The 15,920-nt window shown below is 71.1% G+C and carries 14 protein-coding genes; 7 read left to right on the top strand and 7 right to left on the bottom strand.

From position 1 onward, the window contains the following. Positions 1-4: 4 nt before the first annotated feature. The 3 genes from ilvN (at position 5) to serA (ending at position 3,463) form a co-directional block, all read left to right on the top strand. Positions 5-532, top strand: coding sequence for an acetolactate synthase small subunit (gene ilvN / locus M2157_RS15555; RefSeq protein ID WP_057616386.1), 528 nt, complete (start codon positions 5-7; stop codon positions 530-532). Positions 533-643: 111 nt separating this feature from the next. Then, positions 644-1,642, top strand: a complete 999-nt coding sequence (gene ilvC / locus M2157_RS15550; protein ID WP_280865526.1) for a ketol-acid reductoisomerase — start codon at positions 644-646, stop codon at positions 1,640-1,642. Positions 1,643-1,873: 231 nt separating this feature from the next. Further along, the gene (gene serA, locus M2157_RS15545) at positions 1,874-3,463 is read left to right on the top strand and encodes a phosphoglycerate dehydrogenase (RefSeq protein ID WP_266527359.1); all 1,590 of its coding nucleotides are present in this window, start codon (positions 1,874-1,876) and stop codon (positions 3,461-3,463) included. A 67-nt stretch (positions 3,464-3,530) separates the two neighbouring features. On the opposite strand, the gene M2157_RS15540 is transcribed toward serA, so the two are convergent. After that, positions 3,531-5,063, bottom strand: a complete 1,533-nt coding sequence (locus M2157_RS15540; RefSeq protein WP_280865525.1) for an MFS transporter — start codon at positions 5,061-5,063, stop codon at positions 3,531-3,533. 76 nt (positions 5,064-5,139) lie between these two features. On the opposite strand from M2157_RS15540, the gene M2157_RS15535 reads away from it, so the two are divergent. Then, positions 5,140-5,712 carry a TetR/AcrR family transcriptional regulator gene (locus M2157_RS15535; protein WP_280865524.1) on the top strand — a complete coding sequence of 191 codons (573 nt, stop codon included), beginning with the start codon at positions 5,140-5,142 and terminating at the stop codon, positions 5,710-5,712. Here the strand turns inward: M2157_RS15535 and M2157_RS15530 are convergent. The 6 genes from M2157_RS15530 to M2157_RS15505 form a co-directional block, all read right to left on the bottom strand. Continuing rightward, positions 5,687-6,370 carry a dipeptide/oligopeptide/nickel ABC transporter ATP-binding protein gene (locus M2157_RS15530; protein ID WP_280865523.1) on the bottom strand — a complete coding sequence of 228 codons (684 nt, stop codon included), beginning with the start codon at positions 6,368-6,370 and terminating at the stop codon, positions 5,687-5,689. The genes M2157_RS15535 and M2157_RS15530 overlap by 26 nt on opposite strands. Further along, the gene (locus M2157_RS15525) at positions 6,367-7,287 is read right to left on the bottom strand and encodes an ABC transporter ATP-binding protein (RefSeq protein ID WP_280865522.1); all 921 of its coding nucleotides are present in this window, start codon (positions 7,285-7,287) and stop codon (positions 6,367-6,369) included. Before M2157_RS15525 ends, M2157_RS15530 begins: the two co-directional genes overlap by 4 nt. Then, entirely contained in the window at positions 7,277-9,007 is a 1,731-nt protein-coding gene (locus tag M2157_RS15520; RefSeq protein WP_280865521.1) for an ABC transporter permease subunit, read from the bottom strand. The genes M2157_RS15525 and M2157_RS15520 overlap by 11 nt, the downstream gene beginning before the upstream one ends. After that, positions 9,004-10,485 (bottom strand): ABC transporter substrate-binding protein, encoded by a 1,482-nt coding sequence (locus M2157_RS15515; RefSeq protein WP_280862420.1) that lies wholly within the window; start codon positions 10,483-10,485, stop codon positions 9,004-9,006. Before M2157_RS15515 ends, M2157_RS15520 begins: the two co-directional genes overlap by 4 nt. A gap of 188 nt (positions 10,486-10,673) precedes the next feature. Further along, the gene (locus M2157_RS15510; protein ID WP_280865520.1) at positions 10,674-11,153 is read right to left on the bottom strand and encodes an HAD family hydrolase; all 480 of its coding nucleotides are present in this window, start codon (positions 11,151-11,153) and stop codon (positions 10,674-10,676) included. 30 nt (positions 11,154-11,183) lie between these two features. Then, positions 11,184-12,596: a helix-turn-helix domain-containing protein gene (locus M2157_RS15505; protein WP_280865519.1), complete on the bottom strand. Its 1,413-nt coding sequence runs from the start codon at positions 12,594-12,596 to the stop codon at positions 11,184-11,186. Between the two features lie 127 nt (positions 12,597-12,723). On the opposite strand from M2157_RS15505, the gene M2157_RS15500 reads away from it, so the two are divergent. The 3 genes from M2157_RS15500 to M2157_RS15490 all read left to right on the top strand — a co-directional run bounded on the left by M2157_RS15500 (position 12,724) and on the right by M2157_RS15490 (position 15,889). Then, the gene (locus M2157_RS15500; RefSeq protein ID WP_280862417.1) at positions 12,724-13,650 is read left to right on the top strand and encodes a proline dehydrogenase family protein; all 927 of its coding nucleotides are present in this window, start codon (positions 12,724-12,726) and stop codon (positions 13,648-13,650) included. Positions 13,651-13,824: 174 nt separating this feature from the next. Beyond that, positions 13,825-15,456 (top strand): L-glutamate gamma-semialdehyde dehydrogenase, encoded by a 1,632-nt coding sequence (pruA, locus tag M2157_RS15495; protein WP_280865518.1) that lies wholly within the window; start codon positions 13,825-13,827, stop codon positions 15,454-15,456. 301 nt (positions 15,457-15,757) lie between these two features. Next, positions 15,758-15,889 (top strand): hypothetical protein, encoded by a 132-nt coding sequence (locus M2157_RS15490; protein WP_020121043.1) that lies wholly within the window; start codon positions 15,758-15,760, stop codon positions 15,887-15,889. The last annotated feature ends 31 nt before the right edge of the window (positions 15,890-15,920 follow it).

Below are 15,920 nucleotides of genomic sequence, written 5' to 3'. Positions count from 1 at the left end.
GATCATGTCCAAGCACACGCTCTCCGTCCTGGTGGAGAACACCCCGGGCATCCTCGCCCGGATCGCCGCCCTGTTCTCCCGGCGCGGCTTCAACATCGACTCGCTCGCGGTCGGTGTCACCGAGCACCCCGAGATCTCCCGGATCACCATCGTGGTCAACGTGATCGAGGAACTGCCGCTGGAGCAGGTGACCAAGCAGCTCAACAAGCTCGTCAACGTGCTGAAGATCGTCGAGCTGGAACCCGGCTCGGCCGTTCAGCGCGAACTCGTTCTGGTGAAGGTGCGCGCCGACAACGAGACGCGCTCCCAGATCGTCGAGATCGTCCAGCTGTTCCGCGCCAAGACCGTCGACGTCTCCCCGGAGGCCGTCACCATCGAGGCCACCGGCAGCGGCGAGAAGCTGTCCGCGATGCTGAAGATGCTGGAGCCCTTCGGCATCAAGGAGCTGGTCCAGTCGGGCACCATCGCGATCGGCCGCGGCGCCCGTTCGATCACGGACCGCTCGCTGCGCGCGCTCGACCGCAGCGCGTAGGGCCGGGTACGGGCGGTTGCGGCCGCCCGTATGCCGAGACCCGGAAACTTCATCTCAGCCCGCCGTCATACGGTGGGAAGCAACACCTGCAGACCAAGGAGAGAACCCAAAGTGGCCGAGCTGTTCTACGACGCCGACGCCGACCTGTCCATCATCCAGGGCCGCAAGGTCGCGGTCATCGGTTACGGCAGCCAGGGCCACGCCCACGCGCTGTCGCTCCGTGACTCGGGTGTCGACGTGCGTGTCGGTCTGCACGAGGGCTCCAAGTCCAAGGCCAAGGCCGAGGAGCAGGGCCTGCGCGTGGTGACGCCGTCCGAGGCCGCCGCCGAGGCCGACGTCATCATGATCCTGGTCCCGGACCCGATCCAGGCCCAGGTCTACGAGGAGTCCATCAAGGACAGCCTGAACGACGGCGACGCGCTGTTCTTCGGCCACGGCCTGAACATCCGCTTCGACTTCATCAAGCCCCCGGCGGGCGTCGACGTCTGCATGGTCGCCCCCAAGGGCCCGGGCCACCTGGTCCGCCGCCAGTACGAGGAGGGCCGCGGCGTTCCGTGTATCGCGGCCGTCGAGCAGGACGCGACCGGCAACGCCTTCGCGCTCGCGCTGTCGTACGCCAAGGGCATCGGCGGCACCCGCGCCGGCGTCATCAAGACGACCTTCACCGAGGAGACCGAGACCGACCTGTTCGGTGAGCAGGCCGTTCTCTGCGGTGGTACGGCCGCGCTGGTCAAGGCCGGTTTCGAGACGCTGACCGAGGCCGGCTACCAGCCGGAGATCGCGTACTTCGAGTGCCTGCACGAGCTGAAGCTCATCGTCGACCTCATGTACGAGGGCGGCCTGGAGAAGATGCGCTGGTCGATCTCCGAGACCGCCGAGTGGGGCGACTACGTCACCGGCCCGCGGATCATCACCGACGCCACCAAGGCCGAGATGAAGAAGGTCCTCGCCGAGATCCAGGACGGCACCTTCGCCCGTGAGTGGATGGCCGAGTACCACGGCGGTCTGAAGAAGTACAACGAGTACAAGACCGCGGACTCCGAGCACCTGCTGGAGACCACCGGCAAGCAGCTGCGCAAGCTGATGAGCTGGGTCGACGAGGAGGCGTAAGTCTCAGGCCAGGGGGCCGGAGCAGACAGCTCCGGCCCCGTTGTCCAACCCGTCGCATCACGGACGGGTGATCCTTCCGCAGAGGCGCGGGGCGACCGTCTCGACGCCACTACACTGCCGTACTACATACGCGTCAGGCCCACAGCGTCGTGCGTCTCCAACGCGGCAAGCACCCCTCCACCGCCTGCGGCCGTCGGGACGGCCGTCCGCATTGGACTTGTGAGGACTCACGTGAGCTCGAAACCCGTCGTACTCATCGCTGAAGAGCTGTCGCCCGCGACTGTGGACGCGCTTGGCCCCGACTTCGAGATCCGGCACTGCAACGGAGCGGACCGCGCCGAACTGCTCCCGGCCATCGCCGAAGTCGACGCGATCCTGATCCGCTCCGCCACCAAGGTGGACGCCGAGGCGATCGCCGCCGCGAACAAGCTGAAGGTCGTCGCACGAGCCGGCGTCGGCCTGGACAACGTCGACGTCTCCGCCGCCACCAAGGCCGGCGTGATGGTCGTCAACGCCCCCACCTCGAACATCGTGACCGCCGCCGAACTGGCCTGCGGTCTCCTCGTCGCCACCGCCCGCCACATTCCGCAGGCCAACGCCGCGCTGAAGAACGGCGAGTGGAAGCGCAGCAAGTACACGGGCGTGGAGCTCGCCGAGAAGACCCTCGGTGTCGTGGGTCTGGGCCGGATCGGTGCGCTGGTCGCCCAGCGCATGTCCGGCTTCGGCATGAAGGTCGTCGCCTACGACCCCTACATCCAGCCCGCCCGCGCCGCCCAGATGGGCGTCAAGGTGCTCTCCCTGGACGAGCTGCTCGAGGTCTCCGACTTCATCACCGTCCACCTGCCCAAGACGCCCGAGACCGTCGGTCTCATCGGCGACGAGGCGCTGCGCAAGGTCAAGCCGAGCGTGCGGATCGTCAACGCCGCGCGCGGCGGGATCGTCGACGAGGAGGCGCTGTACTCCGCCCTCAAGGAGGGCCGGGTCGCCGGTGCCGGTCTCGACGTGTACGCGAAGGAACCCTGCACGGACTCCCCGCTGTTCGAGTTCGACCAGGTCGTCGCCACCCCGCACCTCGGTGCCTCCACCGACGAGGCCCAGGAGAAGGCCGGTATCGCCGTCGCCCGCTCGGTGCGCCTCGCCCTCGCCGGTGAGCTCGTGCCCGACGCGGTGAACGTCCAGGGCGGCGTCATCGCCGAGGACGTCAAGCCGGGCCTGCCCCTCGCCGAGCGCCTCGGCCGGATCTTCACCGCGCTCGCCGGTGAGGTCGCGGTCCGCCTCGACGTCGAGGTGTACGGCGAGATCACCCAGCACGACGTGAAGGTGCTGGAGCTGTCCGCCCTCAAGGGTGTCTTCGAGGACGTCGTCGCCGAGACGGTGTCGTACGTCAACGCGCCGCTGTTCGCCCAGGAGCGCGGCGTCGAGGTGCGGCTGACGACCAGCTCGGAGTCGGCCGACCACCGCAACGTCGTCACCGTGCGCGGCACGCTCGGCAGCGGCGAGGAGGTGTCGGTCTCCGGCACGCTGGCCGGCCCCAAGCACCTCCAGAAGATCGTCGCGGTCGGTGAGTACGACGTCGACCTGGCCCTCGCCGACCACATGGTCGTCCTCAAGTACGAGGACCGTCCCGGCGTCGTCGGCACGGTCGGCCGTATCTTCGGCGAGGCCGGTATCAACATCGCCGGTATGCAGGTGTCGCGGGCGATCGCCGGTGGCGAGGCGCTCGCGGTCCTCACCGTCGACGACACGGTGCCCGCGGGTGTGCTGACCGAGGTGGCCGAGGAGATCGGGGCGACGTCGGCCCGTGCGGTGAACCTGGTCTGACGCTTCACGGCAGAGGGCTGGGCGGATCGGGAAGTCCCGGTCCGCCCAGCCTCTTTCTCCTGCGAGCTCACGCGAGTGACTTCTCCGGTTCCGGCTCCGGCGCCTCCTTGCGCACGTCGACTCCTCGCAGCGTCAGCGCCGCCAGGCCCGCCGCCCCGACCAGCACCACCGCCCCCGCGATCGCCGCGCCCTGCATTCCGCTGGTGAACGCCTCCCGGGCCGCCGTCGCGAGGCCCGGGAACCGGTCGGCCACCGCGAGCGCCCCGCCCAGCGTCTCCCGCGCCGCATCCGGCGCCGCATCCGGCATCTCGTGGCGGTAGACCGCCGTACCGATGGAGCCGAGGACCGCCATGCCGAGGGCGCCGCCGAACTCCGCGCCGGTCTCCATCAGGGAGGACGCCGAGCCGGCCCGCTCCAGCGGGGCGCTGCTCATCGCGAGGTCCGTGATCTGCGAGATCACGGTGACGACGCCGACGGCGAGGACACCGCACGCGGTCAGGGCCGGCCACATCGAGTCCGTGCCGGTGAACGCGAGCAGCGCGTAGCCGACCGCGCCGATCGCGAAGCCGGCGGTGACGACGTGGGCGCGGTCGACGCCCTTCTGGACCAGGGAGGTCGCGATCGGGGCCGCGGCGCCGATAGGCACCGAGGGCAGCAGCGCCCACAGGGCCGCCTCCAGCGCGCTCTTGCCGAGCACCGACTGCAGGTACTGCGTGGTGAAGTAGGCCGAGCCCATCATCGCGAACGAGGAGATGAGGTTGAGCGCGACGGAGGGCCCGAAACCGCGGCCGCGGAACAGCGCCGGGGAGATCATCGGGGAGGCCGTGGTGCGCTGGCGGTGCACGAAGAGGACCGCGAAGAGCAGACCGACGGTGATCGAGACGACGTAACGGACGTTCCAGCCCTCGGACGGGATCTCCTTCAGGCCGTAGACGACGGGCAGCACCGCGGCCATCGACAGGGGGACGCTCAGCCAGTCGAACCGGCCGGGCGAGGCGGCCTTCGACTCGGGCAGCAGGATCGGGCCGAGGACCAGGAGCAGCACCATCGCGGGCAGGTTGACCAGGAAGACCGAGCCCCACCAGAAGTACTCGACCAGCACACCGCTCATCACCGAACCGAGCGCGATCCCGGCCGTCATCACGCCGGACCACATGCCGATCGCCTTCGCGCGCTGTCCGGGGTCGGCGAACATCGTGCGGATCAGCGCCATCGTCGACGGCATCAGGGTCGCGCCGCCGATGCCGAGGACCGCCCGGGCCGCGATGAGGGTCTCCGCGCTGTTCGCGTAAGCGGCGATCAGCGAGGCGGTGCCGAAGGCCACCGCGCCGATCAGCAGGAGCCTGCGGCGGCCGATGCGGTCGCCCACGGAGCCCATCGTCATCAGCAGTCCGGCCAGGACGAAGGCGTAGATGTCGAAGATCCACAGCTGCTGGGTGCCGCTCGGCTCCAGGTCCGCGCTGATCGCCGGGATCGCGAAGTAGAGGACGGAGACGTCCATCGAGACCAGGAGCAGCGGAAGCATCAGGACGGCGAGGGCGGTCCATTCACGGCGGCCGGCGCGGCCGGACGGGGTGGTGGTGCTCGTCGGGTTCGTCATGACGGCGACTATACGGTCGTCTTAAACGCTTGTCTATGACGCTTGTATAAATCGCTTGTCTAGATAGGCTGAGCGCATGGGACATCGCGAGGATCTGCTCGAAGGCGCCAAGCGCTGCCTGCTGGAGAAGGGGTTCCTGCGGACGACCGCGCGGGACATCGTCAAGGAGTCCGGGACGAACCTGGCGTCCATCGGCTATCACTACGGCTCGAAGGACGCGCTGCTGGGGCAGGCGTACATCGCGCTGGTGGAGGACGTGTCCTTCGAGGGGGGCGACGGTTTCACCGGTGCGCCCGGCTCGCTGGAGCGCTTCCGGGAGGTGTGGGCCAGCATCGTCGACACCATGCGGGAGCCCGGCTCGCTGTGGCGGCTCAGCCTGGAGGTCATGGGTATGGGTGACCAACTGCCTGAGGTGCGCGACCAGTTGGTGCGCGCACAGCGCGAGGGTGGCCGGGGCCTGGTCGCCATGCTCATGGGCGTGCCGGAGGAGGAGGTGACGGACGAGACCGCCGACACCCTCGGCCGGTTCTATCTGGCGCTGATGACCGGACTCATCGGCCAGTGGGCCTTCGACCCCAGGAGCGCGCCCGACGCGGACACCCTCACCGAGGGCCTGCGGCAGGTCATCGAGGCCGCCACGCGCGCGTGATGCGCCCCTCCCGCATCTCCAGGACACGGTCCGCGAAATGCCGTACGACCGCCCGGTCGTGGCAGATGAACAGGTAGCCGAGCCCCAGCTCGTCCTGGAGATCGGCGAGGAGATTGAGGATCCCGGCCCGGACGGAGGGGTCCAGTGCCGACACCGGCTCGTCCAGCACCAGCAGCCTCGGTTCGCACGCCAACGCCCGTGCTATGCCCACGCGTTGACACTGACCGCCGGACAGCTCGTGCGGGCGGCGGTCGCCGTACGACGGGTCCAGGCCGACCCGGTCGAGGAGTCCGGCGATCCGGGCGCGCGTGGGCCTCAGCCCCTTGAGCCTCAGCGGTTCCGCCACCGCGTCCCGGATGCGGTGGCGGGGGCTCAGGGAGCCGTACGGGTCCTGGAAGACGGGCTGCATCCGGGGGCGCAGCGGGCGCAGCTCGCGGTCGGACAGTGCGGTCAACTCCCGGCCCTCGAAGCGGACTTCACCGCCGGACGGGCGGCGCAACTGGAGTACGGCATGGGCGGTGGACGACTTGCCGCAGCCGCTCGGGCCGTCGAGCGCGAGGGTCTCGCCTTCCGACAGCGAGAAGGACACGTGATCCACCGCCGTGACCGTGCCGTGGCGCACGACCAGGTCGCGGACGTCGAGAAGGGGTGTGCTCACACTTTCTCCCAGTGGTGACAGGCGACCGTCCGGTCGTCCGGCTGCCGCGGTTCCGGTTCCCTGTGGTGGCACACGTCCGTCGCCAGGGCGCAGCGCGGGGCGAAGGCGCAGCCCGGGGGGAGGGTGCCCGGGGCCGGCGGCGAGCCGGGAAGGGCGACGAGACGGCGTCCCCGCGCGTTCTCCGGGAGGGACGCGAGAAGGCCCGCGGTGTACGGGGCCCGGGGATGCGCCAGGACCTCGCGTGCCGGGCCCGTCTCCACCGCGCGGCCGGCGTACATCACCAGCACCCGGTGCGCGTGCCGCCGTACCGCGTCCATGTCGTGGGTGACCAGTACCAGCGCCGTGCCCTTCGACTCCCTCTGCTCCGCCAGGAGTTGGAGCACCAGCTCGCGATGGTCGGTGTCCAGGGCGGTGGTGGGTTCGTCGGCGACCAGGATGTCCGGCTCGTTGATCGTGGCCATCGCGACGACCGCCCGCTGGCGCATACCGCCGGAGTACTCGTGCGGGTGGGCACGGGCCCGGCGGGCGGCGTCGGGGATGCCCACCCGGTCCAGCGCGGCCACCGCGAGGGCGCGCGCCTCCCGTCGGCCCACCCGCCGTACCGACCGTACGGCGGCGGCGAGTTGGTCGCCGACCGGGTGGACGGGGGACAGTGCCGAGAGGGCGTCCTGCGGGACCAGGGCGATCCGGCGGCCCCGTGCCCGGGACAGGTCGGGGCGGACCGTGCCCGTCGTCGTGGCCTCCCTCGGCAGCATGCCGAGCAGCGCCCGCGCGGTCAGGCTCTTGCCCGCGCCCGACTCGCCGACCAGGGCGAACACCTCGCGCGCCCGGATGTCGAAGGACACCCCGCGCACCGCCTCCACTCCGGCGAAGGCGATCCGCAGATCGCCTACCGACAGCAGTACTTCAGACTCCAACTCCGGCCTCCTGTCGTGTACTTCTCGGACCGCGCCCCTGCGTGTACGACGCCCCCGAGACCGCGAGGCCGGCCAGCAGGGCGAGGGCCACGGCCGGGGCGAGGGCGGCCCACGGGGCGCGTTCCACGTAGGCGCGGGACTCGTCGAGGAGCAGTCCCCATTCCGGCGCGGGCGGCTGGGCGCCCAGACCGAGGAAGCCCAGGGAGGCCAGGGCGAGGGCGATGCCGGGCAGCCGCAGGAGGGCATGGCGGGCGACGGGGGCGGCCACCGAGGGCAGGACGTGCCGGGTCAGGATCCACAAGGGCGGTGCGCCGATGGCCCGTTGGGCGGTGAGGAAGGCGGACGCCCGGACCTCCTGCACGAGTGCCGCCGCGTGCGCGGCCGGCGGGGGCCAGGAGATGAGGGCGACCGCGAGGGCCGCGCCGCCGGTGCCGGGTCCGGCCGCGGCGGCGACCAGGATGCCGACGATCACCGGCGGCAGGGCGTTGGCGATGTCCGCCGCGCCCGCCGCGACGCCCGGCAGGAAGCCCAGCGCCAGTCCGGCCAGCAGGCTCAGCAGGCATACGGCCGCCGCCGTGCCGACGGTGGGGGCGGCGCCGTGGCCGAGCCGGGCCAGTACGTCCCGGCCGAGGCCGTCGGTGCCGAGCGGGTGCGTCCAGGAGGGAGCGGCGAGGCGGTCCGTCGTGTTCACGGCGTACGGGTCACGAAGGAGGCCCCAGCCGATGGCCACGGCGAGGACGGCGAAGAGGGCGGCCGGGACCGCCGGGTGGGTGCGGACCGGGCGGGCCGGCGGGAGCACGAGCGAGGCGTCGCGCAGGGCCGGACCCAGCAGCCGACGCCGCACCAGAGCGGCCAGGGCGCCGGTCGCCGGCCCGAGCAGCAGCAGGGCGAGCACCGCGCCCTGGAGCAGCGGGAGATCCTGGGACTTGGCCGCACCCAGTGCGGTACGTCCGATGCCCGGCACGGCCAGAACGGTCTCCACCGCGACCGCACCGCCGGTCAACCCGACGGCCGCCATGCCGAACTGCGGTACCAAGGGCGGGAGTACACGCTTGAGGGCCGCCGTGGCGATGAGCGACCTGCTCACCCCGGCACCCCGCCACAGCTCCACCCATCGTTCGTCCAGCACGGCGGGCAGCGGGTCCGCGACCAGCCGCCCGAGCAGCCCACCCGCCGGAACGCCGAGGGCGAGTGCGGGCAGCACCATGTACTCGGGGCCCTGCCAGCCGGACGTCGGCAGCCACCCCAGCCACACCCCGCACACCAGCAACACCACGGTGGCCAGCAGGAATTCGGGCACGGCGGCCAGCATCGCGGCCCACGCACCGGCCGACCGGCGCCCCCGCACCAGTACGGGCGCGACCAGCGCGCAGGCCAGCAGCACCGCCACCGCCAAGGCCGCGCCCATCAGCGCGAGCGAGACCTGGAGCCCGGAGAGAACCGACGGCAGGACGTCCGTCCCCGACACCCATGAGGTGCCGAGGTCCCCGCGCAGCAGGCCGTCGGCCCAACTACACAGCAGGGAAAGGGGACCGGCGTCCAGCCCGAGGTCCTGTCGTACGGCGTCCAGGGCCTCCTTCGTCGGCTCCTGCTCGGCGGAACGGGCGCGCAGGACGGTCAGCGCGGGGTCCCTGCCGGACAACCACGGCAGCAGGCCTACGGCGGTGACGACCGCGACCAGACTCAGGGCCCGGGTCGCCCCGGCCGGGGTGGGCCTCACTTGACGTGGGTGGCGGCCGTGACCAGCTCCCGCTCACGCGGGTCGTGGGCCGCGCCGACCACCGCGGCGGCGTCGCCCTGGATGACCCGCTCGTGGAGCATGGGCACGGCGGCATCGGTGGCGAGTACGGCGGCCTCGGCGGCGATGATCGCCGCGCGGCGCGGCTCACCGGCACCGGTCGCCCCGGCCTTGCTGAGCTTCGCGTCCACGTCGGAGTCCGTGAGCTGGGCGATGTTGAAGGAGCCGTCGGAGGCGAAGTCGCTGTAGAGATAGGCGGCCGGATCGCCCGAGTCGAGGACGGTGGCCCGGGACAGGATGAAGGCGTCGAACTCGCCCGCCAGCGCGTCGGATTCGATGTTGGCGTACTCGCGGACGTCCAGCTTCACCTTGAACCCGGCCTTCTGCAGCTGCTGTTGGAGCGCGGCCGCGACCTCGGGAAGCTCGGCGCGGTCGGTGAAGGTGCCGATGGTGACGGTCTGCCCGTTCGGCTTGCCGGCCTTGGCGTGCCCGACCTGCCGGCGCAGCTCGGCTGCCCACGGCAGCGCGGGCCCGAGCAGCCCCTCGGCCACGTCGGCCCGTCCCTCGTACACGCCGTTCACGATCGACTCGGCGTCGATCGCCTCGCGGGCGGCGGCGCGCAGCGAGGCGTCCTTGAAGACACCCTTCTCGGTGTTGAGGTACAGCGTGTTGGTGCGCGGCATCGGGACCTCGGTGATCAGGTCCTTGTCGAGCAGTGCGGCCTGGGAGACGGGGACGGCCTCCACGATGTCGGCCTCACCGCTGCGCAGGGCGGCCGCGCGGGCGGTGCCGTCGGGCACGAACCTCACGTCGATTCCGGGGGACTTGGCCTTGGCGCCCCAGTAGCCGTCGTAGCGGTCGAGGGTGGCGGAGGAGGTGCCGTTCACCTTCGTCAGCTCGAAGGGGCCGGTGCCTGCGCCGACCGGGTTCACGGTCTTCCCGGCGTAGGCCTTCGCGGCCAGGATCGACAGCTGGGGCGAGCTGAGCCGCTGCGGTACCAGCGGGTCCTCGTCGGTGGTGGTGACCGTGACGGTGCCGGCGTCCACGGCCTTCGCCGTCAGCTCGACGCCGTCCAGGATGCGGGGCTTGGGGGCGGCGGAGGCGGCTCTGGAGAGCGACCGTACGACGGTGTCGGCGTCGAGCTCGGTGCCGTCGTGGAAGGTGACGCCGTCGCGTATCTCGAAGGTCCAAGTACGGCCCGACTGCTGCCACTTGGTCGCGAGCGCGGGCTCGGCGTCACCGTCCGCGTTCAGCTTGACCAGGGTCTCCGCGGTCGACCAGCGGGACAGCTTGAACGCGTCGTCGGAGAGCGGGGACAGGCCGGAGCGCGGGGGCTGCATCATCGCGACCCGAAGGCGCTTGCCGTCGCCGTCACCCCCGGTGGACGCACTCGAGAAACAACCGGTGAGCAGGACGGACGCCAGGGCGGCCGGGATCAGGTGGCGGGCGGGCAGGCGCACGGGACCCTCCGGGTAAAGGGGTGGTCAAGAGTCGGTGCGCTGACCGTAGCATGATGATAATCATTTTCAGTAATTGTTCCCGACCGCTGGTCGCGCACCGGATGGCGGACGCGGTGTCCGGGGTGGTGAGGGTGGGCCGGGGGGTGGTCCCGTCCATGGATGTCCGCGGGGGCTGAGCCGCCGATCATTTACGAGCCGTCGAGCGGGGCTCCGGCGACGGCGGCCGCCGCGTGGAAGATCTCCGGCTCGGGCTTCCGGTGCCCGGCCGCCTCGGAGATCACCCAGCCGTGGACGAGCCCGTCGAGACCGGTGTTACGGATCTTCGTCTCCTGCTGGACGGTCCGCCCGTTGCTCACGATCACGCAGGACCAGCCGCCGGCGCGGGCCTCGACGAGCGCCTCACGGACCGGGTCGGACAGGGTGATCCGGTCGGCCGCGCCCCGGTCGAGGAAGCCCTGGGCGTCGATGCCGCCGTACCGCTCGGACAGCGTCCGCGCGACCTCCCGCCGTGGTGTGCGGCCGCTCGCGTCGAGGGTCATCAGCCAGTCCAAGTCCCCTTCGGGCAGGCCGTGTTCGGCGAGAAAGGCGGCCGCCGCCACGCGGAAGGCGGCGTCCCGGTCGACGAGGGTGTTGTCGAGGTCGATCATCAGCAGGGGCATGGCGGTCATTCTCGTGTCCACCAGCGCGCCCAACACCCCTCAAAGGCGCGCACCCTTGAGCGCCATGTGCAGCAACAGCCGGTCCTCGCCGTCGTCCAGGTCGAGGCCGGTGAGCTGTTCGACGCGGGAGAGGCGGTAGTAGAGGGTCTGGCGGTGGATGCCCAGTTCCGCGGCGGTGCGGCCGGCCTGGCCCGCGCAGTCGAGGTAGACCTCGGCGGTGCGGGCGAGTTCGCGGTGGGCGGGGGAGAGGAGGGGGCGTACGACGGGGTCGTGGACCGTCTCCGGGGGCAGCGCGGTCAGCAGCCGGTACGGGCCGATGTGCGACCAGTCCGCGACCGGCCCGAACCGGGGTTCCGCGAGCGCGGCCCGGGCCGCGGCCGACGCCTCCTGCCAAGCGACGGCCAGCTCGGCAAGGCCCACACGAGCGCCGGCGACCCCGGCGGCCACGGCGCCTGGGGCGAGGGCGTCCCGTGTCGGGCCTGGGGCTGCCGTACTGCGTGTCGCGCCTGGGGCTGGAGTGTCCCGCGTCGCGCTGGAGGCTGCCGTACTGCTCGCCGCGCTCGGGGCCGCGGTGTCGCCCGTCACGCCGGGGGCTGCGGCGTCCCGCGTCGCACCTGAGGCTGCCGCGTCACCCGTCGAACCGCGGGCCGCCGCAGTGGGGGCTGCCGCCCGCTCCAGCAGCCGCCCCGCCGCCGAGCTCGCCGGTGTCAGCGTGTCCGTCGCCCGTAGGCGTACCAGCACCGCAAGGGCCTGGCCCGTCGCGCCCCACGGCACCGTGCACAACGCCGTCGCGTGGGGGACCGTGCGGGCCGACGGGGCGTCGTCCGGGTCGGCGGACGGCCATGGGGCGACGCACACCATGGTGTACGGGCCGTCGGCGCGGGAGCCCAGCGCCGTGCGCAGGGCCGCCACCGCCATGTCGCCCTGCCAGCCGCGCTCGGCGGTCAGCACCGCCCGCAGCTCCCGGCTCAGGTCGGCCCCGTGCTGCGCCTCGTCCGCGAGCAGTGCGCCGATGCGGGCCGTCACCCGCATCGCCGCGTCCAGCTGCCGGTCGGTCGGGCCGGGGTCGGAGTCCAGGAGCCAGACGTAACCGAGGACGACCCCCCGATGACGTACGGGCAGACAGATCCGCCCGCGATAGACCCCCGCCTCCGGAGTGGGCGGAATCCGCACCGGCCCGCTCGCCCGGGTGATGCCGAAGCCCTCGAACCACGTCCGGACCGTGGCCGTGGAGCGCCGGGTCAGGATCGAGCGGGTGCGGACGGGGTCCAGCGCCGACGGATCGAGGTCGCCCTCACTGTCGTACGCACCGAAGGCGATCAGCTCGAAGTCGCGGTTCTCCAGGGTCGCCGGCACGCCCAGAAGCTCCGAGATCTCGTCGACCAGCTCCTGGTAGTCACCTGCGCGGCTGAACGATGCGGCATCGGACGTCACAGGGGCATTCTCCCGCAATTCCGCGGTCCTTCATACATCTGTCTGAGATCTGCGGCACGGATGCGTGACAGCTGTCGATGGTCGACGATCGGGGGGATCCTTAGATTTCACGGTGGTTCTATCTGCTGGTCTGTGGAGGTGCCCCGTGCTGGGTCCCGTGATTCTTGCCGCGTCGCGCAGCGACCGGATGCGACGCCTGATCTCGGCGGCCCCGGTGACCAAGCAGGTCGTCGACCGCTTCATCCCGGGCGAGACGGTCGACGAGATCGTGCCGATCGTCCGCGAGCTGACCGACCGCGGTCTGGAGCTGACGATGGACGTCGTCGGCGAGGACATCACCAACCCGGAGCAGGCGGAAGCCGCCCGGGACGCCTATCTGGCGCTCATCGAACGGCTCAGGACACTCGAACTGGGTACCAGGGCCGAGATGTCGGTGAAGCTGTCGATGTTCGGCCAGGCGCTGCCCGGCGGGCACGAACTGGCCCTCGCGAACGTCCGGCCCGTCGTCGAGGCGGCCGCCGCCATCGGTACGACCGTCACGCTCGACGCCGAGGACCACACCACCCTCGACTCGATGTTCGCCATCCACGAGGAGCTGCGGAAGGACTTCCCGCAGACCGGCTGTGTGATCCAGGCCTACCTCTTCCGCACCGAGGCCGACGCCCGCCGGCTCGCCGACGCGGGCAGCCGGGTGCGGCTCGTGAAGGGCGCGTACAAGGAGCCCGCCGAGGTCGCCTACCAGCAGAAACACGAGATCGACAAGGCGTACGTCCGGGTCCTGCGCATCCTGATGGAGGGCGAGGGATACCCGATGGTCGGCTCCCACGACCCGCGCCTGATCTCCATCGCCCAGGAACTCGCCCGGCACGCCGGCCGCAAGCCCGACGAGTACGAGTTCCAGATGCTCTACGGCATCCGCGGCGACGAACACCTGCGGCTCGCCGCCGAGGGCCACCGCATGCGCGTCTACACGGCCTACGGCACCGACTGGTACGGCTACTTCATGAGGCGGCTCGCGGAGAAGCCGGCCAATCTGCGCTTTTTCGCCCGCAGCATGATCACCCGGGGGTGATGGATGAGGCACGCACAGATCTCTTCCCGCCGGGGGTCCGGGGGTTGTCCCCCGGGAAGGCGCAGCATGAGGCGGCTCGCGGCGAAGCCGGCGAACCTGCGCTTCTTCCTGCGAAGCATGATCAGCAAGGGCTGAGCCCGAACACCCGCTCAAGTGCAAGGAGTTACGGAACCCATGGACGCTGTGACCCAGGTCCCCACCCCCGTCAACGAGCCGGTGCACGGCTACGCCCCCGGCTCGCCCGAGCGGGCCCGGCTGGAGGCCAGGCTCAAGGAGCTGGCCGAGAACCCGGTCGACCTGCCGATGACCATCGGCGGCGAGAAGCGGCTGGGCGGCGGCGAGGCCTTCCAGGTCGTGCAGCCGCACAACCACAAGGCCGTGCTGGGCACTTACCGCAACGCCACCCAGCAGGACGCCCAGGACGCCATCGACGCGGCGCTCGCCGCCGCCCCCGCCTGGCGCGCGATGTCCTTCGACGACCGCGCCGCGATCATCCTGTGCGCCGCCGAACTGCTCTCCGGCCCCTGGCGCGAGACGCTGGCCGCCTCGACCATGCTCGGCCAGTCCAAGACCGCCCAGCAGGCCGAGATCGACACGCCCTGCGAGCTGATCGACTTCTGGCGCTTCAACGTCAAGTACGCACGTGACCTGCTCGCCGAGCAGCCCCCGGCCAACGCCCCCGGCGTGTGGAACCGCCTCGACCACCGCCCGCTCGAGGGCTTCGTCTACGCGATCACGCCGTTCAACTTCACGGCGATCGCGGGCAACCTGCCGACCGCGCCCGCGCTGATGGGCAATGTCGTGGTCTGGAAGCCGTCCCCGACGCAGACCCACGCCGCCGTGCTGCTCATGCGGCTCCTCGAGGAGGCCGGTCTGCCCAAGGGCGTCATCAACCTCGTCACCGGCGACGGCATCGAGGTCTCCAAGGTGGCCCTGGAGCACCGGGACCTCGCGGGCATCCACTTCACCGGTTCGACGAAGACCTTCCAGCACCTGTGGAAGACGGTCGGGGCCAACATCGAGAAGTACCGCACCTACCCGCGCCTGGTCGGCGAGACCGGCGGCAAGGACTTCGTCGTCGCCCACCCGAGCGCCGACCCCGCGATCCTCAAGACCGCGCTGACCCGCGGTGCGTTCGAGTACCAGGGCCAGAAGTGTTCGGCGACCTCCCGCGCCTACATCCCGGCGTCGATCTGGAACAGCGGTTTCCGTGAGGAGTTCGCCGCCGAGGTGGACGGCATCGCCATGGGTGACGTCACCGACCTGTCCAACTTCATCGGCGCGGTCATCGACGAGCGCGCCTTCGCCAAGAACAAGGCGGCGATCGACCGCGCGCAGTCGGACCCCACCTGCACGATCGTCGCGGGCGGCTCCTACGACGACTCGGTCGGCTACTTCGTCCGCCCGACCGTCGTCGAGTGCACGGACCCGGCGAACGAGGTCTTCACCACCGAGTACTTCGGCCCCTTCCTCGCGGTGTACGTCTACGAGGACGACACGTACGAGGAGATGCTGACCCAGATGGAGTCGGCGTCCGACTACGCGCTGACGGGCTCGGTGATCTCGTCCGACCGCGCGGCGGCGGCGTACACGATGGAGAAGCTGCGCTACGCGGCCGGCAACTTCTACATCAACGACAAGTCCACCGGCGCCGTCGTCGGCCAGCAGCCCTTCGGCGGCGGCCGCGCCTCCGGCACCAACGACAAGGCCGGCGCCCCGCAGAACCTCCAGCGCTGGACGCTGACCCGCGCCATCAAGGAGACGCTGGTCCCGCCCACCGACTACGGGTACCCGCACATGGGCTGACGGCCGTCAGCCATCGGAAGGGGCCGGGCTGTTGCCCGGCCCCTTCCGTGTCTGTACAGAGAAACCGCAGGTCAGCGGTGGGTGATCCACTCCGCCGTCTCAGATAGTAGGAAGTCCGAGTAATTGTGGAGACAGACCGGCCCTCCTCCCTTAGCTTTGTAGGAGCCGAACGTATCGCTCGATCAAGCGAATGGCGGTCGTGAGCCGGGCCTCATGCAGGCAACCCCTGCGGCCCGCCGCTCCCCGCCCCCTCCGGCGTCTCGTTGTCCCCTTCCCTGGAATTCGAAGGAGTCGATTTCTCATGGCCGAGACGACCGCCCGCCGTCGAGTCCGTCACACCTCCCGCACCAGCGAGTCCGACCGCAAGAACGCCGCCGCAGCCCTGCAGCGCGCCCTCGACCGCCGTGACAACGGCGGCTCGACCGGTCACTGACCGACCCTCGAAGCCGGGAGCCGCACCCGAT

This window comes from Streptomyces sp. SAI-127, assembly GCF_029894425.1.
Classification (GTDB): Bacteria; Actinomycetota; Actinomycetes; order Streptomycetales; family Streptomycetaceae; genus Streptomyces.
This window is presented reverse-complemented; position numbering and strand designations above follow the sequence as displayed.